A 24,696-nucleotide genomic window follows, 5' to 3' on the forward strand; every position below is an offset into this window, starting at 1 on the left:
TTCTTTGGCTAATTCAAACTATATATGTTCTAAATCAATATATAATTTAATTAGCTCAATTTTGCAAAGCCCGTGCCAAATGACTAGGAAGTGCGGGTACTTACTGCTAATTGCTTGTTAATCTTGGCGAAAAATTCTTCTGTTTTATAAGGTTTGGGAATAATATCATTAAAACCGTTTAAAAAGAATTCATCTAAATTATCATCTAAGGTCACCGCGGTTAGTGCTATAATTGGAATTTTGGAATCAAAATTTCTAATTTGTTTTGTAGCTTCAATTCCGCTAATTCCCGGCATATGAATGTCCATAAGTACCAGGTCGAATTCACTGGCTTTTACTTTGTCTACAGCGATACTACCATTGTCTGCAACCTCGCATTTCACTTTGTGTTTTTCCAGTATTTTCCTGGTGATCATCTGGTTGATCTTGTTATCTTCTACGATAAGAATTTGGGAATCGGTTAATAAATCATTTTCTTCTTCCTGTACCGGCGAAGCAGGGGTAGGCGCGGTATTGGTCGTTTCTTCTTTGGCTTCAAATTTTAACCTAAAATAAAATGTAGAACCTTTTCCTAGTTCACTTTTCAGGCTTATGTCACTACCAAGTAGGCTAAGCAAATTTTTTACAATAGATAAGCCCAGGCCGGTGCCACCAAATTTTCGATTTATTTGAGTGGAACCCTGGGTGAAATTTTCAAAAATCGCTTTCTGCTTTTCCTTGGTAATGCCTTCTCCGTTATCTTTTATTTTAAAGTCTAAAAAGATAAACTTTCCTTCGGAATGATGTTTAGAAACTGTAATCCAAATGTCGCCATCTTCAGTGAATTTAATGGAGTTACCGATAAGGTTAATTAAAATTTGCGAAATTTTAAGCGGGTCGCCTTTTAGTTCTGTCGGGATTCGTTCATCATAATCCAGATGAATTTTGGTGTTTTTATCATCGGCGGAATTTTTTAAAGCAATCAATACATCAGAAATACGCTTTTTAAGATCAAAAGAAGCGTCCAGTACTTCCATTTTGTTTGCTTCCAGCTTATTCAGGTCTAAAATATTATTGATAAGAGAGAGTAAATATTCCCCCGAAAATTTTAAGGAATTCAGGTGTTCTTTTTGATTTTCTGTCGGACTTTCTTCCAGTAAAAGATGAGTGAGGCCCGTTACGGCATAAAGAGGTGTCCTTAGCTCGTGTGTAATGGTAGATAGAAACTGCGCTTTGGCCAGGGAGGCTTTTTCGGCATTTTCTTTGGCTTCGGTTAGTTCGGTGTTTTTCTTCTGTAATAACTCGTTTGCTTTAGCCCTTAAATTATTGTTTTTGTAGAGGGATAATGTAAGCAGTGACAAAATAGTGATTAGAGCTACACTTAAAATTGTAGTAAGTTTATTAACCTTTAAGGTGCGTTCCTGCTCGGCATTTTTTAAACTGAGTTCATTTAAACTATTCTGTAGCGCATCTATTCCATATTTGGTATTGGCTTCAACCGCCATACTGGATTTATTCAGGTTGAAAATAGAATCCCTCCGCTCGTTACTTTTCTTTAAATTTAAAAGTGCCTGACTCAAGTTACCCTGATCTTCATAAATTTCACTGAGTAATTTTTCACCGCTCATGATCATCCCGCCAAAATTATCTTTAAAGGCAATTTTTAGGGAACGTCTTATGTCTTCTTCTGCCGCCTGGTGTTTACCTAAATTTAAATAGGTCCTGGCGCGATAATAATAAAGACGAGACCTTTCATAGGTATTGTCGCTATCAACAAGTTTTTTTTCGGCGGAATTTAGATTGTTTAAAGCAGTATTAAGGTTGTTGTCAAGATTTAAGTTGATGATAGCCCTGTTTAATTCAATAATCCCTAAACAAGCAGGGCTATTTTGTTCAGCATAAATATTTTCTGCTAATTTCAGGTATTTTTTTGCTCGATCTTTTTCTCCCTGTGAACTATATATCTTTGAGAAATTGATATAGCTAAAAGCCAGTCCCTCTTTATCATTAATTTTTTTTTGCACCATTACTGCGCGGTTCAATTCCGTTACAGCTTTATCATAGTCCCTTCTTATATAATATAGTTTCGCCAGGATGCTACTGGAGAGGGCAATAAACTTTTTGTCATCTATGGATTTTGATAGTTCCAGGGAAGAATTTAACTGCTCAATAGCATTATCGAAATCCATAGTATTTACCGATACCTCGGCGTCGTTCAATAACTGTTGAATTTTTTCCTGGGTAATTTCCTTTTCCTGGGGTTCCTCTTGCGACAATGCATAGGTAGTACCAAAACAGCAAACGATAAAGAGTATAAGTAGAAGGTTCTTCATTCAGGAATTTCGGCTAAAACTTAATCGTGATAAATATAGTTATTTATGCGTAAGTACTGAAATTAAATCGATAAGACGATTGGAATAACCGATCTCATTATCGTACCAGCCAATTAATTTAACAAGCTTTCCGCCAATCACAGAGGTCATTTGCGCATCAAAAACGCAGGAATAGGGGTTGTGGTTAATATCTATGGAAACTATGGGGTCTTCAGTATAACTCATAATTCCTTTGAGTGAAGTTTCCGAAGCATTTTTAAACAGCGCATTAATTTCAGCAATACTGGTCTCCTGGCTCACATTCAAAGTCATATCGGTAAGAGAGCCGTTGGGTACCGGAACGCGAATTCCGCAACCACCAATAACATCACTAATATCTGGAAAAATTCCCGTTAAAGCTTTTGCGGCTCCGGTAGTGGTAGGGATTATAGACTGCGCGGCTGCCCGGCTCCTTCTTAAATCCTTGTGTGGTTTATCGTGCAAACTTTGATCTGAAGTGTAAGAATGCACCGTGGTAATATAGGCCTGTTCTACCTTAAAATTCTCGTGAATGAGCTTTAGCATAGGCGCCGCATTGTTGGTAGTGCAACTCGCATTGGACACGATTTTTTCACTGCCGTCCAGAATATTATCATTCACACCAAGCACCACCATTTTTATCGTTTCATCCTGTGGCGGAACCGATAGAATCACTTTCTCTGCACCGTTTTCAAGGTGCCCCTCCAGGTCTTTATAGGTCTTGAATTTCCCTGTGGCTTCTACTACAATATCCACCTTATAAGGTTTCCAGTTAATTTCCTGTGTTGTACCTGCGTTAAGCACAGGGATGCTATTTCCATTGACTAAAAGTTTATTTTCTTCTGAAGAAATATTGGCTTCTAAAACCCCGTGAATACTATCGTATTTTAGCAAATGGGCCAGGGTTTTAGCATCTGCAATATCATTGATGGCAACTACATTTATATTTTCATTTTCAATGAGCAACCTAAATAAACTACGCCCAATACGGCCAAAACCGTTTATGGCAATATTGATACTTTTTGTCATGCTTATTTTTAAGACTTAGTCAATATGTTTGTGCGCTTTGTAAGAAGATCTAACTAGAGCGCTACTTTCTACGTGGCGAAAACCGAGATCGAGCCCTATGGCTTCATATTTCTTAAATTGATCTGGTGTGATAAATTGCTTTACAGGTAAGTGTTTTTTACTGGGTTGTAAATATTGGCCAATGGTTACAACATCTACATCGGCATCGCGCAGATCGTGCAGGGTTTGTATAACTTCTTCTTCTCGTTCTCCCAAACCAAGCATAATTCCAGATTTTGTTCTATTCACTCCCTGCTGTTTTAGATAGCGAAGCACTTCCAGACTTCTGTCATATTTCGCTTGAATTCTAACTTGTCGGGTCAACCTTTTTACGGTCTCCATGTTATGGGAAACAACCTCTGGTAACACATCTACCACGCGGTCTATATTGCGCTCATTTCCCTGGAAATCTGGAATAAGTGTTTCTAAAGTAGTGTTTGGGTTCATACGACGAATCGCTTTCACGGTTTCTGCCCACATAATAGATCCCATATCTTTTAGGTCATCTCTATCTACGCTGGTCACTACCGCATGTTTAATCCCCATAATTTTGATAGAACGGGCCACTTTTTCGGGTTCATCCCAATCTACAGTTTCCGGTCTGCCGGTTTTTACACCGCAAAATCCGCAGGAACGGGTACAGATATTACCTAAAATCATAAAAGTAGCCACACCTTCACTCCAGCATTCTCCCATATTTGGGCAACTACCAGAAGTACAAATAGTATGCAAATCATACTTATCTACAAGGCTGCGAAGTTCGGTGTATTTTTTGCCGGTAGGAAGCTTAACACGAAGCCATTTAGGTTTTGCTTTTGGCTTTGTTTTTACGGGATTTATCGTCTCTGTACTCATAGTTTTAAAAATCTTTTTCAAATATACAATAATCTCTTAAACTGCATAAATACGAATGTTAACCCTTAAAAGACTTAGTAAAAGTTTCAAATAGGAATGAAAAAGTAACCGCTATTTTAAAACAGTTTCTTCATTTTCAACAGCAAAATTTAAAGAATTATTGATTAATTGGTTTAGGTTAATCCTTCTCTGGTAACAAGGTTGAATAATTAATGGCTTTTTCGTTCTTTGATAACCTTAAATAATAATTTTTTAGCTCTCAGTAATTTAACCTTGACGTTGTTCATAGGTTCTCCCAGGTTTTCTGCGATTTCTTTATAAGATTTTTCCCTGAAATATCTAAGCTGAATTACTTCCTGGTAATGAGGTTTCAGTTTTTTGATATCGCGTAGCAATTGCGCTAAATTTTGTTCGCTAATTAATTTATCTTCAATAGAGGGGGTATCATCTGGGATGCTGTTTACCTTATCATTTTGTTCTAAGGTAGTCTGGGAATAGAGCGAGGATTTTTTCTTCCGTAGCATATCTATGTGAATATTCTTGGAAATAGCTATGAGCCAGGTGCTAAATGAATAGGAATCATCAAAAGTATCAATTCTATTAAAAGCTTTAGAGAAAGTTTTTATCGTAATATCTTCAGCCTCATACTCATTGCTGGTTTTTTTAAGTTGAAAGCCATAAACCAAATCCCAAAAGGTGTCGAGTAGATAGTTAAAAGCAGGCTGATTTCCTTCTTTAGCGGCTGAAATTTTGCTAAGAAGCAATTTTTTGTCTATTTCCAATGCTTTGGTTTTGAGATGCTATTCGCTATAAAAATGCTAAATTGGGTAAATATTAAAATTACTTCTAAAAACGGAAAAAACCAAACTACGTCTGTTTCTTCAAACTGTTTTGCAGCCTTAGTATAAATTATGGCTTGGGTAATTAAGACCACGGCAGCCACTATTAAGGTTATTTGCCAGTGAAATTGTAAAACTAAGAGTAAGAAAAACAAAATCCAGAAGAAAAATCGTGCACTATAAAATAAAGTGAGTAAAAATTTATCTTTGCGCTTATAATGGCCGGCCACAGATACATGCCGCCTTTTCTGATGTAACCAGGTTTTAAAATTTTTCTTCGGAATGCTTCGCGTACTGGCCTCAGGATGATAACACAATGCTGTATTTTCTTTGGTTGCAGCCTCATTTACAAAAAGATCATCATCACCAGAACGCAGGTGCAGGTGATTAGCAAAACCTTTTTGTGCATAAAATTGTTGCGAAGTATAAGCGAGATTTCTTCCCACACCCATGTAAGGGTTACCTAATTTAGCATAAGAGAAATATTGAATTGCGGTAAGTAAAGTTTCAAAGCGAACTAATTTGTTTAAAAAAGAACGGGTGTCTTTAAAATAACCACCATAACCAAGTACAATAGATTTTTTACCTTGAAATTGACCAGACATATACCTGATCCAATTTTTACTCTGCGGAGCGCAATCGGCATCGGTGAAAATTAAATAAGGATTTTTTGCTTTTTTGATGCCCAGGGTTAGCGCATATTTTTTATTGGCCCAAAACGCTTCATTATTTTGAACATTTACAGATTTCACCCTACCGTCTAATGCCTGAAAGTCTTCAATAACCTCCAGGGTGTCATCCATCGAGGCATCATTAATTATAATGACTTCAAAATCTGGATAATCCTGCTCTAAAATTGAAGGCAGGAAAGTCTTTAAGTTTTCGGCTTCGTTTTTAGCACAAACGATTACCGAAACAGGGGAATTCAAATTACTGGGAGCAGAAGGTTTTTCATTTACAAAAGAGAAAAACGCAAAATAGAAGCCTAAGATTATGAGGGAAATTAGGATAAATATTCCCAGTAAAATTGTTGCCATGCACGCTAATTAGGCTTTTCTCTCTCCAGAGCAATCAGACATTTGTTCCGGCATTTTTCCGCACATACTGCAAGCTTCTCCTTCTTTATTTAAAAAAGGACTTTGGCTGGCGCAGGTACCGGCAAATTTTCCGTTTTTCTTACCCCATATTTTAATAGCTATCCCAGCAAAGGCAAGACCTAAAAGTACAATGGTTATCAGTAATAATTTCATTTTCTCAATTTTTTTCGGCTTAAAATCTTTTTAAAAACTTCAGCCTAATAGTGATCAAACTCCTAATACAGAAGTCTGGTTAAATTGCTGTGCAAAGATAACAATAAAAAGACTTTTTAGAAAATTGTAGGAGATAATTGCGATGCTCTTTTTTCGTATTTTTATTATAAATGCTAAAGACTTTTTGCCCAGGTTTTTATTCTAAAACTCATCATTTTTTAAATCCCCGGCGTTATAAAAGCTGCTTTTTTAAAACTTTCAATATATTTACTTTTTTAAATTTTCAAATGAATATAGCTTTAGTGCTAAAACTAAATATAAACTTATGAAAGAACTAAATCAACAAGAGTGGAAAGAGCAGCTGGAAAAAGATGATAATGCGGTGCTTTTAGATGTTCGAACCGAAGAGGAAGTTGCAGAAGGCTACATCCCAGATGCTAAAAATCTGGATATTTATAAGTCACAGGAGTTTATGGGAGAAGTAGAAAAAATGGATAAGGATAAAAACTATTATGTTTATTGCCGCTCTGGAAAACGCAGTGCCCAGGCCTGTACTATTTTAGATCAAATGGGAGCCGCCAATACTTATAATTTGGAAGGCGGATTTATGGAATGGAAAGGAGAGAAGAAACAGTAAACGGTTGGCGGTCTCAGTTTGTAGTAAGCAGTCTCAGTAAACAGTGGGCAAATTTACCGACAGTCCCTGTTAACTGAAACTGCCAACTGAACGGCGTTACTGCCTTCTGTCAAGTAGTAACCAACGAGTTCCAATACTTAAGATGGTTAAAATTTCTCCATTAGCTATACTTGTTATATTGGTGTTATTCTGAATATCATCCAGGGTATCTCCATTTAAGAAATTAAAAGAAGTGCTACTACTACCCATCCCTATTAAAACTATTTCCCGACCTTTAAAGTTGGAAGCATCTGGAATTGTGATAGATGATGCATTATTCGTGATTCGTAAATAGTAAACTTCGGGACCAATAATATAATTTCCAGTTTGATTTCCTGTACTCACATAATTCCTGGTGTGATTGGCTTTCCAGCTTACGTTGCCCTGGTCGTCGCTTACCAAAATATCACCTTCTTTTCCGCGGGAATCTGGTAGGGTGTATTCCTCAGCCTTAGATTTCCCTATTCCCACAGGACCTTCAAAATAACCGGCAAATACCCTTGAGCTGGGATTACCTTCCGCGCGAGCGTAAATCCCGTAGATATGTCCTCTACCTGTATTTGTTCCTATCTCGGTGAAAATACCGTAGTTATCGCTATTGGCTCCTTCTGTTCGGCCTACCCGATTGTAAATCCCATACATATCCCTGCTACCTGAGGCTTTGTTGGTTACGTTGTAAATACCATAGCGTTCGGCTTCACCATCAGTTGAAACACTTAGTTTAATACCATATTTTACCGCATCGGTTTTACTACGGTTAGTAATTTCCATTCCGTAGGTATTCTTTGTCTTTTCAGGATTGTTGTTGTCTATTTCCAAACCCTTTTTAATGTCTTTGGGATCACCGGGATTAATCGCAATTTGAAGTTTACTCTCCAGTGCTTCAGTCCCAATGCCTATATTTCCATTTCTGAAGATATCATCTGTTATATTCCCGGGACTTTCGGTAGTACCAATTTTATAAAAATTACTGGCTTTAGCATCTGAGACGATAGATTTCCATTGATTTTCCTGTTGGTGCCAATAATAGAATCCGGTAGGAGAATTATTATAATTTTCGCTTAGAAATACTAACATCCCGTGTTGCGCCAACCCAGGATTTTGCGCCGGGAATTTTGTTATCCTCGGAATAAGAATTCCGTCAATATTCGCCGGATTACCCTCATTAGTAGCCACAATGTCCAGTTGAGCCCCGGGATTGGTAGTACCAATTCCCACCTGACTAAACATACCGGTTGGAAAAAGTAGTAGGAAAATTATAAACGCCCTCATCCTGAAAAAGCTTAATTGTTGTAAGAGCTTGTTTAAACTGACTCCTTTCTGATTTCCAATGTTTTGTGAACCATGGCGTTGTCTAAAAATTGTTGAATATCCAGATATTCAACAATTTTTATACTTAGCCAGAACAACAAACTCTTGAAAATCAGTTTGAATTGACTTTAAACAGGCTCTAATTCGGTTAACTGTACTTTATCCCGAATTATTCACAAATAATCGGGGTTATAAAGTTAAAGTTAGTTTTTGCGCTTATTTTCTTCGGAAAAAATAAAAAATAACGGGATTTCCCTCTGTTTTCTTTTAACTCAAAAGAGACCTCGCAGGTTTCTGAAACTGTGAGGTCTAGTCATTTAACCTGGTTTTTCTTATTGAGAATTAGCCTAAACCTGGGCTTCTTTTACTTTATTCTGAAGCATTTTTATTTCATCCCGCAATTTTGCTGCTTCCATAAAATCCAGGTCTTTAGCCGCTTTTTCCATTTCTTTGCGCCTGGCCCTTATCCGCTTCTCTAAATCGGGTTTACTCATATAAGCCACTTCGGCTTCGGCAGCTTCGGTGGTCAGCGGTTTTTCAGCATCATAAACATCCAGTTTTTCTTTGATTAAAGTGCTGTTTTCAATTTTCTTAACCAGGGGAGTTGGGGTAATATTGTTCTCCTTATTATAATTTATCTGCTTGGTTCTTCTATATTCGGTTTCATCGATGGTCTTTTGCATACTGTTGGTGATTTTGTCGGCATAAAGAATCGCTTTTCCTTCTACGTGCCGCGCTGCTCTACCAATAGTTTGAGTTAGGGAACGGTTACTTCTAAGGAAACCTTCTTTATCGGCATCAATAACCGCCACCAGGGAAACTTCTGGGAGATCCAGGCCTTCCCTAAGTAGGTTGACACCAATAAGCACATCAAAAATCCCTTTCCGAAGATCTTGCATAATTTCTACCCGTTCTAAAGTATCTACATCTGAGTGAATATAACGGCACCTAATATTTATTCGGGTAAGGTATTTCGCCAATTCTTCGGCCATTCTTTTGGTAAGGGTTGTGACCAGCGTTCGCTCGTCTTTTTCTACCCGCGCCTGTATTTCTTCAATAAGATCGTCTATTTGATTAAGGCTGGGCCGCACCTCGATAACAGGGTCTAAAAGTCCGGTAGGTCTAATTACCTGTTCCACATAAACTCCTTCAGAATTTTGTAATTCATAATCTGCCGGGGTCGCACTTACATAAATCACCTGGTTTTGCAGTGCTTCGAATTCTTCAAATTTTAATGGGCGGTTGTCCATAGCGGCAGGCAGCCTAAAACCATATTCCACTAAAGTTTCTTTCCTGGAACGGTCGCCACCGTACATAGCGTGAACCTGCGGAATGGTTACGTGACTTTCATCTACTACCATTAGGTAATCGTCTGGGAAATAATCTAAAAGACAGAAAGGCCGCGTGCCGGGTTGTCTTCCGTCTAAATATCTGGAGTAATTCTCAATTCCCGAGCAATAGCCTAATTCTCTAATCATCTCTAAATCAAAGTTAGTCCGCTCGTCCAGGCGTTTTGCTTCCAAATGTTTCCCAATATCCCGAAAATAATCCACCTGTTTTACCAGGTCGTCCTGAATGTCGTGAATGGCATTTTGCAACACATCTGGCGACGTTACAAACATATTGGCGGGATAGATATTTAGGCGCTCATATTTCTCGATAACATCATTGGTGCCGGGATCAAAAGCTTCAATTTCTTCAATTTCGTCACCAAAAAAATGAATTCTGAAGGCATTGTCGGCATAACTCGGGAAAACATCTACGGTGTCCCCTTTAATCCGGAAGTTTCCGTGCGTAAATTCTGCTTCGGTGCGGGAATATAAACTCTGTACCAGTTGATGTAAAAATTTGGTTCGGGACAGTTGCATATCTCTTTCAATAGAAACCACGTTTTTACGAAATTCTACCGGGTTTCCAATACCGTAAAGGCAGGAAACCGAGGCAACTACAATCACATCTCTTCTTCCGCTTAATAACGAAGAAGTAGTGCTAAGCCTCAATTTTTCAATCTCCTCGTTGATAGAAAGGTCTTTTTCAATATAAGTTCCTGAAGTGGGAATAAAAGCTTCCGGCTGATAATAATCATAGTAGCTCACAAAATATTCCACCGCATTATCGGGGAAAAATTGTTTAAATTCTGAATAAAGCTGGGCTGCCAGGGTTTTATTATGGGCAAGTACCAGCGTTGGTTTTTCCACCTCCTGAATTACATTGGCCACAGAAAATGTTTTTCCCGACCCTGTAACCCCGAGTAGGGTTTGATACTGTTCATTTTTATTGATTCCGCTTACCAGTTCCTCAATAGCTTTTGGCTGGTCCCCGGTTGGTTTGTAATCTGATTCTATCCTAAACTTCATGCTTCTCTCCTTGTTCTCTGCAAAATTAAGCAATAATCCTGCCTTACGGAACCCGAAACCTTTCCTTAACACTTAATATATAGTATAGCAGACAAAAAGCCTGAAGTCTGTAATATTGGACACTACGTTAATCTATTAAGCCGCTAATACACAGAGTCACAATGAGGCACAAAGTAAATTTTTAAAGCTTCTTAGTGATTTGATGCCTTGGTGGATATTCCCCGATCGCGGAAATATTAAGTTTTACAAATCTCTTTTTTGAAGTAATTTATAAGATAAGAATACAAAAATTGCGGTCCATAATAATACAATAAGCAGTTGATCCCAATGAATCCCGTAATCCTTATCGATTTTTGAACCTATTTGTGTAGCTGCTGCCTGTACAGCGGTGAGCCTGGTAAAAGGTTCTTTAATAAGATTGCCCATAGATTCTAGGGGGAAGAACCTTGAAATTTGATCGGCAATATTGGTTCCCCTAAAAACCTGCCATTTTAAAAGTCCATAAATGATACTTTCTATAATCCACCAGATGAATAGGAAACCAAGCGCAAAAGCCGAACGTTTAATAAGAATACCTAAAAACATACAAAGCGCGAAGAAACCTGTAAGATTTATAAAGTAACCAATCATGTATTCCATATCAGAAAAAATGATGGAAGCTTCGGTAAAGTCTGAAAAAGAAAGCCCCAGGATTAGCGAAACTATAAACAGAAAAACAGTAGAAATTAATGAAAAAACAATGACTGTGAGAAACTTGGAAGCGATAAACTCTTTTTTGCTTAGTCCGTCGATTAGGTTTTGCTTCAGGGTCCTATTGGTGTATTCGTTAGACATCATAGAAACAATCACAATGGCGAGGAATAATTTAAGCAGGGATGCGATATAGGTGTTGAAATGCCAGATATAGGGAAAATTGAAAATTCCCTGGTCGGCTACCCGAAAGTTGACACTTCCAAAATTAAACTCCACCGAAGCGATTAACGCAATAAATGTGATTAAAATAAAATAGGTAAGCGTTAAAATTTTTGCTGAACGGCTATAGCGTAATTTGTGGTATTCTATTTCTAAAAGTCGTAGCATTATGCGGTAGGATTTTGATTGGTTAATTGCAGGAATTGCTCTTCCAGGCTTTCTTTTCGTTTCACCAGGTAAGAAAGGGAAAGTCCTTTTTCAAATAAATATTCATTAATGGTTTCGGCTGCCATTGGTTCCTTTAATATAGCTGTAACTACATCATCTTTTTCTGAAACCTTATCGATACCGGGATGTTCTTTTAGTAACTGTTGCAGGCGTTGCAAATCTGCCGCCTGAAGTTTAAAAAAGCCGTGGCTGGCGTTAATCGCATCTACCGGGCCGCTATACAGCTTTTTCCCTTTTCTTATAATTACTACGTGGGAGCATACTTTTTCCACTTCGTCGAGTAAATGGGACGCAAGCAGGATTGTAGTGCCACCGGCGGCAATTTTTCGTATAATTTCACGAATTTGATGAATTCCCTGCGGATCCAACCCATTGGTAGGTTCATCTAAAATAAGGATTTTAGGATCGTTCAATAGGGCAGAAGCTATGGCAAGTCGTTGTTTCATCCCCAGTGAAAAAGTGCGGAATTTACTGTCTTTTCTATCTAATAAACCTACAATTTCCAGTTTCTCATCAATTTTATTTTTTGGTACTGCTTTAATTTTACAAACCAGAGCCAGGTTTTGCGCTGCGGTCATATAAGGATAGAAATTGGGATGCTCTATAATCGCACCTACTTTCTTTAAGGCTTCGTGGGTATCTGTACTTCCGTCAAACCACGAGAAATTGCCTGAAGTTTTATTTACTACATTAAGCACCATGCCCAGGGTGGTAGATTTACCGCTACCGTTGGGCCCAAGAATCCCATAAACGTTTCCTTTTTCTATAGTAAATGAAAGCTGATCTACTGCCGTAAGTGCTCCGTACTTTTTGGTGAGGTTTTTTAAACTTAAAATTGTTTCCAAAGTGAAGAATTTTTGTACGTGTATGACGATGAAGTTTGATAAATGTTACAGAATTTGCTATAGAAAGCTTAAATTTGAAAAAAAGCAGACCCAAATATGGAAAAGAAACTGATGTCTAAGAAAAAGCCATCATTTGCCGTAAATGAACGTCTTAACCGATATCTGGCCAAACACAACAGAAATACCAAGATCCCTGTGTTTTACGATGATCTATTAAGATTTTCTGGCTCTGTGGTGGTTTACGATCAACACGATGAGGATACATTTTGGGTACGCTGTTACTATCCAGATTTTGAACGCGAAGAAATTGATGTAAGCCTAAAACAGGTTTATAATATTATGCATTCAGATGGAAGCGACGATTCACTGGAATTTTTAACCGTAGATTCTATAGACTACTGCACTTTTGGGAATTCTAAACCCTTCAGGGTCAAAGTAAGGAATATTTTAAATGATAGTTTCACTTATTTTTATGTAAAAAAAGCTGATGCCTCCAGAATCTATGGCCTCGAATTTGAACACTTGCTTTCTCCACACCGAATAAACTTTTTGGTTTATAAAGACACACTTATAGAGGAGCACATTGCGGGGATACCGGGAGATGTTTTTATTGAAGATCATTTGCCTGCCTGTGATAGCAGGGCGCAAACACAAATTGCCAAACAGTTTGTGAAGTTTAATGAACGTTGTACAGTTAGGCTTTTGGGAGATATGCGCTCCTATAATTATGTAGTTATTCCCACCCATGATTTTGATCACGTAGAATATAAAATTCGTGCCATAGATTTCGATCAGCAGTGTTTTGAAGGTAATTTTAAAGTTTACAAACCGCAGTTTTTTAAGGAAAACCTTAAAATGGTACAGCTAGTACAGGAAAAATTACAGGAATCTTCCATAGAACAATATCGAAAAGAAGAACGTTCCCTGCTGGCAAAAAGGATTATAAATACTAAGCCTCGTTATAAAGAACTGCTGCGTTGTATGATAAATGACAATGTTTCTACCCAAAAAAACGTAAAAAAATTAAGAAAAGAACTTTATATTTATACGAATGATATGAAGTTTAAACGAGCCAGCACTATGGGGCAAATATTGCGAACCGCATTAGATTTTGTTAGGCGTAATTATGAAAACGTAAATATGAAACGACTTCTGGAGAGTTCATAACTCGAGTTTAATTTTATTGGGGGCCAGAGATCGCCAATGGAGTAGTTTTACCTGATAAATTGTATCAGGAACAGGTTGTTATACTAAAATTGCTGTTATGGATAGAAAATTATTTCAGAAATTTTCATGATTGACGAAATATTAAAACAACATAACTAATTGTAATTTACCTCTGAGATTTGAAACAACCTTTTTTCATTTTCTTTGCTCGTCCAAAGAAAACGAAACAAAAGAAAAGGCACTTTTTCCGAGGTATTTTTCAGCATAGCTGAAAACCAGTTTTGTTTTGCTAAAATCTTTCCAGAGCTTCAAGATTTTTTAACGCAAAACAAAACTTATACTGCGCAAAAAGATTTCAAAGCGCTGCTTTGAAACGTAAATTGTGCCGCTATAAAATGATCTCTTATTAGCATTATTTTCTTAGGTTGAACTGGGCTTCGTTGTAGTTCATTAACTTATTTACCAACTGTAAAATTCTATAGGACCACTAAGTTATACCAACTATAAACCGGTTATATTCTTGATTCCAACTTTATAAGTGGTATCAAATTTTTCAAAAATAGCATCAGCTTCACTTTTTCTTACCGAGATGTAAATTTTACAATCCAAAGCTAATTTTTGTTCGATAACGTTTAAATTGTGTTCTTTTATAAGGCGCATCACAATATTCATTTCGGGATAGTCAAAATGAATTTCGAAAACTTCATCTATAGTATAAGTGACAATATTGCCTTTTTCTAAAGCTAGCTGTGCTGCGGTTTTGTAAGCATTTATAAGTCCGCCAACCCCTAATTTCACCCCGCCAAAATAGCGCACCACGACAATGAGGATATTTGTGACTTCAAAGGATTGAATTTGGCCATAAATGGGCATTCCGGCCGAGTTTGAGGGTTCCCCGTCATCATTGACGCGATAATGAAAATCTGACTTTCCCAACTGCCAGGCAAAGCACCAGTGCCGGGCTTTATGATGTTTGTTTTTTAATTCTTCTAAATGAAAATTTGCCTCTTCCTCGGTTTTCACCGGAAAAGCATATCCAAAGAATTTTGAATTTCGGTCTTTAAAAAGTGCTTCCGGCGAAGCTTTGGTAATTGTTTTATAGGTGTCTTTCATTTTGGTTTGTTTTACCCATAGGGGTATTCGTGATAGGGCTACTGGCTACCCGCCACCAGTATAATACTTATTATCGCCAATGCAAGTCCCAGCCAGTTTTTCTTCAGTAGAATTTCTTTAAAAAGCACAATTCCGGTTAGGGTAGAAGCCACGACAATTCCTACATGATTAAGTGTAAAAATAACAGAATTTTCAAAGCCTTCGGTACGCAAAGCCATCACCAAAAAATAAATGGAGAAATAATTGGGAATTCCAAGTGCCAGACCTCCCAGCAGGTTTTTTCGGGATATTTTCAATCTTCCGAAGAAAGCCTGTGCGCTTAAAATGCAAATTCCAATGCTACCCGCAACGGCAAAAATAGTGGATGAGAACAGACCAACATCTACCGCAGAGACGTAAAAGTTTTCTAAATAATTAAGGCTGGTATCGATAATCCCCGAACCAAAAAATACGAGAAGCGGAAAGATGAGGTTTTCTTTTTTAATTTTTAAACCTTCCCTGGTCTTTATGGAACTAAGATAAACTGCCAGAAGGGCCAGGCAAATACCTATTGCTTTTAAAAAGCCAAAACTTTCGTTGTAAATAAAAATTCCGCAAAAAACAGGAATCGCCAGGGACATTTTTGTAGCTACAGAAACTACCGATAAACCACTGCGTTGGGTTGTAATTGCAGCTAAATTAAAAACTGTGATAAATAAAAAGCCAAGTATTAAGGCTCCCGGAAACCATTTTTCTGATGGAATTCTTAAAATATCCTCACTGCTTTCTATATACCCAAAAAAACCGATAGTACAGGCGATAAAATAATTGAAAATGATAGCCTGCAGGGTGTTTACCTCATACTTTTTAAAGTATTTAAATACTACAAAAATAATGGTGGAGGAGAGGATACTAAGCAGCAGAAAGGTCAAAACAGTTCTTTTTTGGCCCTAAAGAGGTCAATTACATCTTCTTTGGTGGGATCAATATTCCAGGTGTGGATTCCCAGCGCTTCTGCAGCACCGGTGTTTTCTTTAGTGTCGTCTATAAATAAACATTCTTCGGGATTTAAATCGTGATTTTTAAGCACAAACTCATAAATTTCGGCATCGGGTTTTCTAAAATTGATTTCGTGCGACAGGTAGAATGCGTCGAAATAAGATTTAAATTCATCGAAAAAACTTACGTTTTCCTTGATCCAATCTATGTGAATTTCATTGGTGTTGCTCAACAAAATAAGTTGATATTTTTTTTCACTCGCCAGTTTCTTTAAAAATTCAAACCGATATTTTGGAAAATCTACCAGAACGGCATTCCAGGAATCTAGGACATCAGCTTGTTCCAAAACTTTATATTCTTCCTGATAGTGCTGAAGGAATTCTTCTGAAGAAATTAAGCCTTTTTCATACTCCTGGTTGAGATCCCGGGTTTTTGGAGTGATTTCTTCAATTTTAAACTTTTTCATTTCTCGTAAAGTAGCCGGTTTATCCAGGTTTACGAAAACATCGCCAAAATCGAATATTAAAGTTTTAATCATTTCTATAAGTTTTAAGAGTGTCGTTTAAAATAGCTTTTTTAGTCTTTAGTTTTCCGGAAAAGTTTGGGGCTTTTATACCATTTTTAAATTCAGCTGAACCTGTAAAAATCCGCGCTTCGTCCCAAAGCTTTGCGTTTATAAAATGCTGCAGTGTTTTAGCGCCACCTTCAATAATCACCGATTGTAATTGATGCTGATAAAGTTTTTCACAAATTTGGGCAGGAAGGTTTTCTGAAAAATTTAATTGTTCAAAAATCAGCTTTTCGTTTTCTAAAACTTTATTTTTTTCAGTAAAAACAATGGTTTTAATACTGCCATCCAATAAAGCCGATTCTTTTGGAATTTTCAAGTTGCGGTCTATAACCACGCGCACGGGATCGCTGCCCTGCCAAAGCCTGGTGTTAAGATTGGGGTTATCTTCAATTGCCGTTGCGGTCCCCACTAAAATGCTTTCCTCTTCACTGCGCCATTTATGTACCAGTTGTTTGGAATATGAATTGCTAATCCAAACCGGTTCTCGTTTCTCCTGAACGTTTGGTGCTATATAGCCGTTTGCTGTTTGCGCCCACTTTAGGATAATATAAGGCCGTTTTTCCTGGTGGAATGTAAAAAAGCGTTGATTGAGTTCTTTACACTGCTTTTCTAAAATTCCTACCTGAACGTCACAACCAGCTTCCATAAGTTTTTTGATGCCTCGTCCTGCAACTTTCGCAAAGGGATCTATGGTTCCTATAACCACCCTTTTTATACCTTTCGAAACGATAAGGTCACTACAAGGAGGAGTTTTACCATAATGGCTACAAGGCTCCAGGCTAACATAAATAGTAGCTTTTTTTAATAATGACTCATCTTTAACAGAATTTATCGCATTAACTTCGGCGTGCGGTTCTCCGGCCTTGTGGTGCCAGCCTTCACCAATTATTCGATCGTTATAAACAATTACACTGCCTACCAACGGATTGGGATATGTGGTTCCCAGTCCATTTTTGGCCAGTTGCAAACAGCGATTTATATATTTTTCGTGTACCTTCACGCCTCTAAAATAGGATTATTTAATAAGAATGAGTACACCAAAAATACGAGAAATTCAACCAGAAGACAATCAGCAGGTTGCCAGCGTGGTTCGGGAAGTTTTAATGGAAATGGGCGCGCCAAAAGTTGGGACTGCCTATGAAGATGTGGCCTTAGACGATATGTACAATACTTATAGGGATGACAGAAAGGAATATTTTGTTGTAGAAGAAAAGGGAAAAATTATTGGTGGTGCCGGGATTGCACCTTTGCCCGGGCTGGAAGAAAAGGTTTGCGAATTACAAAAAATGTATTTTTTACCGGAAGCCCGGGGGAAAGGCCTCGGTGTGAAAATAATGGATACCTGTTTGCAATTTGCTAAAGAACAGGGTTTTGAGCAATGTTATATAGAAACCCTACCCTATATGAAAGATGCGCGTAGATTATATACTAAAACCGGATTTAAATCTTTAGACAGTCCAATTGGAAACACCGGTCATTACAGCTGCACCATGTGGATGTTAAAAGATGTTGATTAGTTGATTTGGTGATTTGCTAATGTGTTGATGTTGTAGTTGGTTAATTCGTTATTCGGTAAAACTGTAACAAGTTGGCCAGTAGGCAGTCGCAGTCACAGTATTCAGGATTGAACACCGAATACCAAATTAAGATTGCCGCACTCCTTCGTCATTCGCAATGACAGACCCACAACTCACAACCGACAACCGAATCCTACTTTTTCTTCGGCATGGGGCCTCGTAGATGAATTATTAACCCATTTAGGAAATTGCGTAGAAATTGATCGCCACATTCCATATATTTTGGATGGTCCTCGGCCCTAAAAATCGCGCCCAGTTCACTTTTTGTAACTTTAAAATCTACCAAAGCACAAATCTTTACGATATCATCATCGCGTAATTTGTGGGCTACCCTTAGTTTTTTAAAAATATCGTTGTTCGTTAATGCCATCTTCTATCTTTAATTTTAATGCTTTAGATCTTTATGTTTAATTCTTCTGCAATATTACGAATTGTATGTAGATCGGTCTTGTTTTTAATGTTCGCCTTTCCATCTTCCAAAAAGTTTTGTGCTTCTGCGTCTATAACTTTAAGATAAGCCTCATCGGCAGTTTTTTGTTTCTTCAGAAAAATAAACATTAATCCTACTTTTTGAAGTATAATAATATCGTGCTTACAGTAGGCTCTAATGGGAGCAAATACCTGGTAGCAAAGTTCGCCAAAACTCACACTTCTAATTTTAATTAAAACGTTCTTGCCTTCTTCATCCAGAAAATAAGAGTCATCGCGTTTTCGCATTCTAAGCGCCAGTAGTTCTGTTAAATAATCCAGAGCGTTAAGAGCGGTACCGGGATCATTAATCCCCGGGGACATTGCTTTTACGATTACTTCGGTAATTTGTTTAAATGCCAGTACATAATTTTGAGTTACAAGTTCTCCCCGGCCCAGGCTAAAATTAGATAATATCTTGTTTACAGCATCTTCATCCAGCTTTTTTTCAGATTTAAACATGGGGGTTCCCCTGGGTATAAAACTACCCTTAATTGGTATTATCTCTATCCTGGTAGCTGACTCGTCACAAATGCCGGCAATATTATCGGAAGATAAATCCTGAAAATAACCACTTTTTTCTGAATAATATTGCGTCCAATCTTCAGTTTCAGGGAAAATAGTGAAAAGCTCTTTTTCGCTCTCCAGCAGGAAATTTAAACGCTTTCGTGCCTGGTTGTAGATTCGGTCTAAAATATTATCTATCTGAATGCTTTGCGAGATATTATGGATAAAATAAATAAAAGCACTTAGACAAAGCACGGTAAATAGAATTCCTATTAATACAGAAAAACCGGGCACCTGGTAAGAATTACCTTCCGGCTGAATGGACTGCGAAACAAAAATGCAATAAATGATGGTAGCTAAGTAAATTCCCAGGATTATTTGATGATTTTTATCAGAGATGAGTCCCGGGAGTAGGCGGGGAGAGTAATTGCTAGCCGATTGGTTAAGCAAAACCATTACCATGGAAAAACTAAATACCATCATAGAAATAAGGCCAGTGATACAGGCTGTTAAAATACTTAGGGCGGTGTTACCGTTGTCAACCACTAAAATTGGAGCAGCGTCGAGGAGATATTTGGAGGCTCCCAGATCTTCTAAATAAATGATGAAAAGTGCAAAGAAGAATCCGAAAATTGCAAAGAGACTGGGATAAAAAGCAATTTTACTCCTTAAATCTTTGAGCCAAATAAAAATGCGGTTGAAAAAGTATTTCATTCAGTTTTTTGGGAAAGTTAAGCAATAATGCCTAAAATCAATTATTCTTGGATTAAAAATGACAATATGACATCATAAATAGGGTGAAATATGTCAAAAAGGCATAATATTGTAATTGGCGCTTAAATTGCTATTTATATTTCAAATAATAATAAATAACATTTTAAAATATAAAGCTATGAGTTTAATAAAAAGAAACGAGGCCAATTGGCTGCCAACCAGTTTTGACGATATGTTTAAAAATGATTGGTTAGGAGGAACTACTAATGTTAACAGTATTGGAACCCGAATTCCGGCGGTAAATATTCAGGAAACCGAAGACGGATTTAACGTAGATGTTGCCGCACCAGGAATGAGCAAAGAAAACTTCAACATTGAGCTAGACAAAGATGTGTTGACAATTTCTTCGGAAGAAAAAAAGGAAAAAGAAACTGAAAATAAAGAAGGGAAATTTACCCGAAAAGAATTTAGTTATTCAAGCTTTAAACGAGCTTTTAGCCTACCAGACTCTGTAGATACCGAGAAAATTTCGGCTTCTTATAAGGATGGGGTGTTGGAAATTAGCCTTCCGAAGCGGGAAGAAGCTAAGGTGCAGCCTAAAAGAATGATTGATATTTCATAAGTTTAGATTGGTTTTTTGATTAGTTGGAGCGCCCAGGATATGGGCGCTTTTTTTATGCAGAAACTTGTTGTTTTTTAGTTAGGGAGTTTATTGAAAAAAATAGCCACGAATATCTAAAGTTGAGATAGCTCATCTATAATTTCTTACCACTAAGTACAAAAGCACGAAGATGCACAAAGAAAACTTTGTGTTTTCGCTGGTTTTTTTGAGTTTTGGTGGCTAAAGCCAGTTTTTTCTAATCTTAAATTAGAATCATTGATGTCCGATAAAAATATAACCAATTAACATGTTCTCTTTTATAGCAAAGCCCAAAAGCGATTTCATAATTATCCTCCTTGCTATTAAAAATCTTCACGAAAAAGAGTTAATTGAAGTATATCACTTATGAAAAAAGCTGGATTCTCAGTTAGTTATACTTTAGTCTTTTCTCTTTTTTCTTGCAGCGAAGCAATTTTGTTTCTTTACCGGACAATAGTGATTAGAAATATAAAATCTGTTTCAAACCGTTGCGAAAAAAGTTTTTCTCTTATATAATTATACGCAAATAGAAATTTGTTCGTTAAAAGAAACAACAGCTTAGGTGATTGTTTTAGATAATCAATATATTTACCGGCCAAATTAAACGTGATTTTATACCTACATTATGAATAGAAATTTTTTACTAATTGTACTAAGTGTTTTATGTTTTTCGGCTGCCCAGGCCCAGGAATATAGTTTTGGGGTAAAAGCAGGAGGGAACTATTCTTTGGGAGGAGAATTGGAAGCTTTTAGTCCTAAAGTGGGTTCAACCCCTCCAAAATCTATTGGGGTTTATGAGGGGCAATCTAGCATAGGTTTTCAAGCGGGAGTTTTTCTTGAATTAAGATTTAATAAGTTTTTTGTAAGACCTGAAATATTATTCAATCAGTTAGAAAGCGAATATGAATTACCGGGATATACATCTACATATTCTATAGAGAAGTTAAACATTCCATTATTGTTTGGTTATGAAATAACGGACAATTTTGATGTTTTCGCGGGACCAGCATATAATAACATTATTAATTCATCTTTCGATGGCACTAGAAAACCAAATGCTACTATTGTAGTTCAGGATACACCTCTCGCGGGTCAAATTGGGGTGAAATGGACTTTTCTTAAAAGATTTGAAATTGACCTTCGTTATGAACATATGTTAACTAAAAAACAGATTACAACATATAATATGGATAGCACCTTATTCGTGGGAGGTTCAGGTTCTTTGACGCAAATTTCTTTCGACGATCCTCGCTTAAATCAAATTATGTTAAGCCTTAGCTTTAAAATTGGGGATAGCGAGTCTAATACCGGGCGTAGGCGAAGTGCCCAAAGTTGCTATTTTTAAATAAAAGATGTTTCAAAATATTAAAAAGCCTTAATTGATAAATTTCAGTTAAGGCTTTTTATTTTAGGAATAATGCCGTAAACTACGGGGTATTTAAAGCTGTGTTATGAATGTTGCTGAAGCGATTAGTAAAATATTTAGTTTAGAATTTTATATAAAAACTCCTCCCGAAGGGAATGTATGCTTTGCCCAAAATGAGGAAGTACGCGATGACTTTAGAACTTTTTTTACGCTAACAAACCTTCTTAATTATATTCACGGAATTTTAGCTTCAGCTGAATACCCAAAGCTTAAAAATGAACTTTTAGAATCCAAATTTCAACAGATTACCATCCCTGAAAGTGAGCAACTATTTTGGGATTTAGTGCGGGAAGGGGAAGCATTAAGAATAGAAAATCGGGCAAAAGCGAAAGACCAAAAGTCGATAAGTATTAGTTTCCCAATTTCAGGAAAGAATAGGGTTACCCGGGAGGTTTTTGAACTAAATGAGGAATTAGAAAACGGAGAGCCAGGCGGTGTCTTGAGTGAAACCGAGATCGATACCGGAAAGCTTTGGATCAACGAAAAGCAATATTTTGATAAAGTACCCAAAATTGCCTGGGAATTTCAGTTAGAGACTTATTCTCCGGTGGGGGAATGGTTACTGGAGCATAAAAATCAGGAATTAAAATCTGGGGAAATTTTTGAATTTCAGGAAATCCTCGTGAACATAGCCGAAACCGCGATGTTGAGAAATGGGAGAGAGGCGTAAATTATTTTTGTAAAAGTATTTCAATTTATTCGTTGGAAAACGTGCCTTCTTGCAAATAAGCGTAATCTTCCAGCGCTTTTTTATTTTTAATAAGTTGGGTGCTTCCATTTTTTAAAAGGTATAGTTCGTCGCTCATTTCTAAAATATGCCGGTACATATGATCGCTGATTATTATAGCTTTATTTAATTTTTCGGTAAGTAGTAGTGCTTTAATCTTTTCAATATAAACCGGGGAAAGGTGTGAGAAAGGTTCATCTAATAATAGAAGATTTGCTTCAGTCTTTAAACAGGCGTAAATCTCTATAACACGCTGTTCCCCGCCAGAAAGATCCCGCATTTTATAGTTAAATTAAGTTTTGAATTTTGGAAAGTTCCGAAGAAATTCCTGCCAGTCAATTTTAAATAGATTGAAAACCTGTTTAAGTCTGAGTTTTGGCGCAATAAAACTGTGTTGTGGTAGATATTTTACGAAACCAGTTTTAAACATAGGCTTTAGAAACGGATTTTTGTCTATTCTAATCAATTGATGCCTGGCTTGCAGGCTTCCGAAGAAAATATTGAGCAAGCTGCTTTTTCCGCAGCCATTGGAACCTAAAATTCCGGTGATTTTACCAGGTTCAGCTTTTAAGTAAACTCCGTTAAGAATTTGTTTTTCAGAAAAATAAAGCTCGATATTATCAATTTCAAAAATCATAAAAACCGGGTGTAAATTAGATTGGAGAGTATAAGCAGAATGAGGTCTAACAGAAGACTAAAAGAAAATAGGACGGTACTACTTAAAGCCAGATTTTGGTAAAAATAAAGCAGATGCTTATAATTGTTTTTGTAGATATAATAGATTAATCCTATGATGACAAGTTTAAAGAGAATGATAAAAACGGCAGGATTCCCCAGAAATAAAAACAGGAAATTAAGTAGCAAGGACGCTAGGAAAAACTGCCTGTAAAAATAGAAAACTGCTCGTATTTTATGCATAAATGGAAAGTTGATAACTGTTTAAATTTACAATTTATTTTTCGATCTTATATTTCAACCAAAATATCGTAAATTTGTTTTTCTAACAGCAGTACCATTATATGATAGATAAGCTTAATATAGTAAAGCAGCGTTTTGATGAGGTAAATGATTTGATAATTCAACCAGATATCATAGCCGATCAAAAACGATATATAGAATTAAACAAGGAATATAAAGATTTAAGGGCTTTAATGGATGTGCGTGAGTTTTATATGGAACTCACCAATAATATTGAAGAAGCCGAGGAAATTATCGCCGATGGCAGCGATGCCGAAATGACCGAGATGGCAAAACTTCAATTGGAAGAAGCCAAAGAGGAATTGCCAAAACTGGAAGAAAAAATTAGGATGATGTTGGTGCCTAAAGATCCAGACGACGCTAAAAATGTGGTGGTGGAAATTAGGGCAGGTACCGGTGGTGATGAAGCCAGTATTTTTGCCGGCGACCTTTATAGAATGTACACTAAGTATGTAGAAAGTAAAGGCTGGAAACACAATATTGTAGATTACAGTGAAGGGACCAGCGGCGGATTTAAAGAGATGATTTTTGAAGTTTCCGGTGAAGATGTTTATGGAACCATGAAGTTTGAAGCGGGCGTACATAGGGTACAGCGAGTACCGCAAACAGAAACCCAGGGTAGGGTACATACCTCGGCAGCTACAGTTATGGTATTGCCGGAAGCGGAAGAGTTTGATGTGGAAATAGACCCAAATGATGTGCGTATAGACTACTTCTGCTCTTCAGGGCCCGGAGGACAATCTGTAAACACCACATACTCTGCAGTGCGATTAACCCACGAGCCTACAGGATTGGTGGCGCAATGCCAGGATCAAAAGTCCCAACATAAAAACAAAGATAAAGCCTTTAGGGTTTTACGTTCGCGTTTATATGAAATGGAACTCGCCAAGAAACAGGAAGCCGATGCCGCAAAAAGGAATTCTATGGTATCCAGCGGGGATCGTAGCGCGAAAATTAGAACCTATAATTATTCCCAGGGAAGGGTTACAGATCACAGGATCAACCTAACTTTGTATGATCTTTCCAATATCATAAATGGTGATATTCAAAAGATAATTGACGAGCTGCAGCTAGTCGAGAATACCGAGAAGTTAAAAGAAAATTCCGATTTATTTTAAAAACATTTACCTCCGCTTCGGCGGGGGTTTTTTATTGATAA

The 24,696-nt window shown here is 37.1% G+C and carries 23 protein-coding genes and 1 pseudogene; 7 read left to right on the top strand and 17 right to left on the bottom strand.

Features of this window, described 5'->3' with window-relative positions; genetic code table 11:
• Positions 1–83: 83 nt before the first annotated feature.
• The 6 genes from BUA71_RS01140 to BUA71_RS01165 form a co-directional block, all read right to left on the bottom strand.
• The gene (locus BUA71_RS01140) at positions 84–2,312 is read right to left on the bottom strand and encodes a tetratricopeptide repeat-containing hybrid sensor histidine kinase/response regulator (protein ID WP_072875892.1); all 2,229 of its coding nucleotides are present in this window, start codon (positions 2,310–2,312) and stop codon (positions 84–86) included.
• Positions 2,313–2,351: 39 nt separating this feature from the next.
• Entirely contained in the window at positions 2,352–3,359 is a 1,008-nt protein-coding gene (gene gap / locus BUA71_RS01145; RefSeq protein ID WP_072875893.1) for a type I glyceraldehyde-3-phosphate dehydrogenase, read from the bottom strand.
• Between the two features lie 15 nt (positions 3,360–3,374).
• Positions 3,375–4,253, bottom strand: coding sequence for a lipoyl synthase (gene lipA / locus BUA71_RS01150; protein WP_072875894.1), 879 nt, complete (start codon positions 4,251–4,253; stop codon positions 3,375–3,377).
• Positions 4,254–4,462: 209 nt separating this feature from the next.
• The gene (locus BUA71_RS01155; protein WP_072875895.1) at positions 4,463–5,035 is read right to left on the bottom strand and encodes an RNA polymerase sigma factor; all 573 of its coding nucleotides are present in this window, start codon (positions 5,033–5,035) and stop codon (positions 4,463–4,465) included.
• Complete coding sequence (locus BUA71_RS01160) at positions 5,026–6,129, bottom strand: glycosyltransferase (protein WP_072875896.1); 1,104 nt, start codon at positions 6,127–6,129, stop codon at positions 5,026–5,028. Before BUA71_RS01160 ends, BUA71_RS01155 begins: the two co-directional genes overlap by 10 nt.
• A 9-nt stretch (positions 6,130–6,138) precedes the next feature.
• Positions 6,139–6,342 (bottom strand): membrane or secreted protein, encoded by a 204-nt coding sequence (locus BUA71_RS01165; protein WP_072875898.1) that lies wholly within the window; start codon positions 6,340–6,342, stop codon positions 6,139–6,141.
• 325 nt (positions 6,343–6,667) lie between these two features.
• On the opposite strand from BUA71_RS01165, the gene BUA71_RS01170 reads away from it, so the two are divergent.
• Positions 6,668–6,979, top strand: a complete 312-nt coding sequence (locus BUA71_RS01170; protein WP_072875900.1) for a rhodanese-like domain-containing protein — start codon at positions 6,668–6,670, stop codon at positions 6,977–6,979.
• A 96-nt stretch (positions 6,980–7,075) separates the two neighbouring features.
• Here the strand turns inward: BUA71_RS01170 and BUA71_RS01175 are convergent, their stop codons facing one another.
• The 4 genes from BUA71_RS01175 to BUA71_RS01190 all read right to left on the bottom strand — a co-directional run bounded on the left by BUA71_RS01175 (position 7,076) and on the right by BUA71_RS01190 (position 12,671).
• Entirely contained in the window at positions 7,076–8,290 is a 1,215-nt protein-coding gene (locus BUA71_RS01175) for a hypothetical protein (RefSeq protein ID WP_072875902.1), read from the bottom strand.
• 386 nt (positions 8,291–8,676) lie between these two features.
• Positions 8,677–10,686, bottom strand: coding sequence for an excinuclease ABC subunit UvrB (gene uvrB / locus BUA71_RS01180; RefSeq protein ID WP_072875904.1), 2,010 nt, complete (start codon positions 10,684–10,686; stop codon positions 8,677–8,679).
• A gap of 243 nt (positions 10,687–10,929) precedes the next feature.
• On the bottom strand, positions 10,930–11,766 hold the full coding sequence (locus BUA71_RS01185) for an ABC transporter permease (RefSeq protein WP_072875907.1): 837 nt from the start codon (positions 11,764–11,766) through the stop codon (positions 10,930–10,932).
• Positions 11,766–12,671 carry an ABC transporter ATP-binding protein gene (locus BUA71_RS01190; RefSeq protein ID WP_072875909.1) on the bottom strand — a complete coding sequence of 302 codons (906 nt, stop codon included), beginning with the start codon at positions 12,669–12,671 and terminating at the stop codon, positions 11,766–11,768. The genes BUA71_RS01185 and BUA71_RS01190 overlap by 1 nt, the downstream gene beginning before the upstream one ends.
• Positions 12,672–12,767: 96 nt before the next feature.
• Between BUA71_RS01190 and BUA71_RS01195 the strand changes: the two genes are divergently transcribed.
• On the top strand, positions 12,768–13,838 hold the full coding sequence (locus BUA71_RS01195; RefSeq protein ID WP_072875911.1) for a hypothetical protein: 1,071 nt from the start codon (positions 12,768–12,770) through the stop codon (positions 13,836–13,838).
• A 501-nt stretch (positions 13,839–14,339) separates the two neighbouring features.
• On the opposite strand, the gene BUA71_RS01200 is transcribed toward BUA71_RS01195, so the two are convergent.
• Genes BUA71_RS01200 through ribD form a run of 4 tightly spaced genes read right to left on the bottom strand, consistent with a single transcriptional unit; the run spans position 14,340 to position 17,500 of the window.
• Positions 14,340–14,951: an IMPACT family protein gene (locus tag BUA71_RS01200; protein ID WP_072875912.1), complete on the bottom strand. Its 612-nt coding sequence runs from the start codon at positions 14,949–14,951 to the stop codon at positions 14,340–14,342.
• A gap of 38 nt (positions 14,952–14,989) precedes the next feature.
• Positions 14,990–15,862, bottom strand: coding sequence for an EamA family transporter (locus BUA71_RS01205; protein ID WP_072875914.1), 873 nt, complete (start codon positions 15,860–15,862; stop codon positions 14,990–14,992).
• Positions 15,859–16,467: an HAD family hydrolase gene (locus BUA71_RS01210; protein WP_072875916.1), complete on the bottom strand. Its 609-nt coding sequence runs from the start codon at positions 16,465–16,467 to the stop codon at positions 15,859–15,861. The genes BUA71_RS01205 and BUA71_RS01210 overlap by 4 nt, the downstream gene beginning before the upstream one ends.
• Positions 16,460–17,500, bottom strand: a complete 1,041-nt coding sequence (ribD, locus tag BUA71_RS01215) for a bifunctional diaminohydroxyphosphoribosylaminopyrimidine deaminase/5-amino-6-(5-phosphoribosylamino)uracil reductase RibD (protein WP_072875918.1) — start codon at positions 17,498–17,500, stop codon at positions 16,460–16,462. Before ribD ends, BUA71_RS01210 begins: the two co-directional genes overlap by 8 nt.
• 28 nt (positions 17,501–17,528) lie before the next feature.
• Here ribD and BUA71_RS01220 point away from each other — a divergent pair, with 28 nt between their 5' ends.
• A complete protein-coding gene (locus tag BUA71_RS01220) occupies positions 17,529–18,017 on the top strand; it encodes a GNAT family N-acetyltransferase (RefSeq protein WP_072875921.1) in 489 nt (162 codons plus the stop codon).
• Positions 18,018–18,210: 193 nt separating this feature from the next.
• Here the strand turns inward: BUA71_RS01220 and BUA71_RS01225 are convergent, their stop codons facing one another.
• Positions 18,211–18,447: a DUF1456 family protein gene (locus BUA71_RS01225; RefSeq protein WP_072875922.1), complete on the bottom strand. Its 237-nt coding sequence runs from the start codon at positions 18,445–18,447 to the stop codon at positions 18,211–18,213.
• 23 nt (positions 18,448–18,470) lie between these two features.
• Complete coding sequence (locus tag BUA71_RS01230) at positions 18,471–19,766, bottom strand: DUF2254 domain-containing protein (RefSeq protein WP_072875924.1); 1,296 nt, start codon at positions 19,764–19,766, stop codon at positions 18,471–18,473.
• A 178-nt stretch (positions 19,767–19,944) separates the two neighbouring features.
• Here BUA71_RS01230 and BUA71_RS01235 point away from each other — a divergent pair, with 178 nt between their 5' ends.
• The 3 genes from BUA71_RS01235 (at position 19,945) to BUA71_RS01245 (ending at position 22,502) form a co-directional block, all read left to right on the top strand.
• Positions 19,945–20,388 carry an Hsp20/alpha crystallin family protein gene (locus tag BUA71_RS01235; protein WP_072875926.1) on the top strand — a complete coding sequence of 148 codons (444 nt, stop codon included), beginning with the start codon at positions 19,945–19,947 and terminating at the stop codon, positions 20,386–20,388.
• Positions 20,389–21,031: 643 nt separating this feature from the next.
• Entirely contained in the window at positions 21,032–21,751 is a 720-nt protein-coding gene (locus BUA71_RS01240; RefSeq protein ID WP_072875928.1) for a porin family protein, read from the top strand.
• A 106-nt stretch (positions 21,752–21,857) separates the two neighbouring features.
• Positions 21,858–22,502, top strand: a complete 645-nt coding sequence (locus BUA71_RS01245) for a type ISP restriction/modification enzyme (RefSeq protein WP_072875929.1) — start codon at positions 21,858–21,860, stop codon at positions 22,500–22,502.
• A 25-nt stretch (positions 22,503–22,527) separates the two neighbouring features.
• On the opposite strand, the pseudogene BUA71_RS01250 reads toward BUA71_RS01245, so the two are convergent.
• Positions 22,528–23,196 (bottom strand): annotated as a pseudogene (locus tag BUA71_RS01250) (ATP-binding cassette domain-containing protein).
• Positions 23,197–23,578: 382 nt separating this feature from the next.
• Between BUA71_RS01250 and prfA the strand changes: the two are divergent.
• Positions 23,579–24,655, top strand: coding sequence for a peptide chain release factor 1 (gene prfA / locus BUA71_RS01255; RefSeq protein ID WP_072875930.1), 1,077 nt, complete (start codon positions 23,579–23,581; stop codon positions 24,653–24,655).
• Positions 24,656–24,696 lie beyond the last annotated feature (41 nt).

This window comes from Salegentibacter echinorum (assembly GCF_900129445.1).
Classification (GTDB): domain Bacteria; phylum Bacteroidota; class Bacteroidia; order Flavobacteriales; family Flavobacteriaceae; genus Salegentibacter; species Salegentibacter echinorum.

What these genes read in the sequence shown, in the direction of transcription:
- BUA71_RS01165 (WP_072875898.1), bottom strand. Translation starts at nt 6,342, where the DNA reads ATGAAATTATTACTGATAACCATTGTACTTTTAGGTCTTGCCTTTGCT.
- BUA71_RS01185 (WP_072875907.1), bottom strand. Translation starts at nt 11,766, where the DNA reads ATGCTACGACTTTTAGAAATAGAATACCACAAATTACGCTATAGCCGT.
- BUA71_RS01170 (WP_072875900.1), top strand. Translation starts at nt 6,668, where the DNA reads ATGAAAGAACTAAATCAACAAGAGTGGAAAGAGCAGCTGGAAAAAGAT.
- lipA (WP_072875894.1), bottom strand. Translation starts at nt 4,253, where the DNA reads ATGAGTACAGAGACGATAAATCCCGTAAAAACAAAGCCAAAAGCAAAA.
- BUA71_RS01160 (WP_072875896.1), bottom strand. Translation starts at nt 6,129, where the DNA reads ATGGCAACAATTTTACTGGGAATATTTATCCTAATTTCCCTCATAATC.
- BUA71_RS01235 (WP_072875926.1), top strand. Translation starts at nt 19,945, where the DNA reads ATGAGTTTAATAAAAAGAAACGAGGCCAATTGGCTGCCAACCAGTTTT.
- BUA71_RS01175 (WP_072875902.1), bottom strand. Translation starts at nt 8,290, where the DNA reads ATGAGGGCGTTTATAATTTTCCTACTACTTTTTCCAACCGGTATGTTT.
- gap (WP_072875893.1), bottom strand. Translation starts at nt 3,359, where the DNA reads ATGACAAAAAGTATCAATATTGCCATAAACGGTTTTGGCCGTATTGGG.
- prfA (WP_072875930.1), top strand. Translation starts at nt 23,579, where the DNA reads ATGATAGATAAGCTTAATATAGTAAAGCAGCGTTTTGATGAGGTAAAT.
- BUA71_RS01245 (WP_072875929.1), top strand. Translation starts at nt 21,858, where the DNA reads ATGAATGTTGCTGAAGCGATTAGTAAAATATTTAGTTTAGAATTTTAT.
- BUA71_RS01220 (WP_072875921.1), top strand. Translation starts at nt 17,529, where the DNA reads ATGAGTACACCAAAAATACGAGAAATTCAACCAGAAGACAATCAGCAG.
- uvrB (WP_072875904.1), bottom strand. Translation starts at nt 10,686, where the DNA reads ATGAAGTTTAGGATAGAATCAGATTACAAACCAACCGGGGACCAGCCA.
- BUA71_RS01230 (WP_072875924.1), bottom strand. Translation starts at nt 19,766, where the DNA reads ATGAAATACTTTTTCAACCGCATTTTTATTTGGCTCAAAGATTTAAGG.
- BUA71_RS01195 (WP_072875911.1), top strand. Translation starts at nt 12,768, where the DNA reads ATGGAAAAGAAACTGATGTCTAAGAAAAAGCCATCATTTGCCGTAAAT.
- BUA71_RS01225 (WP_072875922.1), bottom strand. Translation starts at nt 18,447, where the DNA reads ATGGCATTAACGAACAACGATATTTTTAAAAAACTAAGGGTAGCCCAC.
- BUA71_RS01200 (WP_072875912.1), bottom strand. Translation starts at nt 14,951, where the DNA reads ATGAAAGACACCTATAAAACAATTACCAAAGCTTCGCCGGAAGCACTT.
- BUA71_RS01240 (WP_072875928.1), top strand. Translation starts at nt 21,032, where the DNA reads ATGAATAGAAATTTTTTACTAATTGTACTAAGTGTTTTATGTTTTTCG.
- BUA71_RS01140 (WP_072875892.1), bottom strand. Translation starts at nt 2,312, where the DNA reads ATGAAGAACCTTCTACTTATACTCTTTATCGTTTGCTGTTTTGGTACT.
- BUA71_RS01210 (WP_072875916.1), bottom strand. Translation starts at nt 16,467, where the DNA reads ATGATTAAAACTTTAATATTCGATTTTGGCGATGTTTTCGTAAACCTG.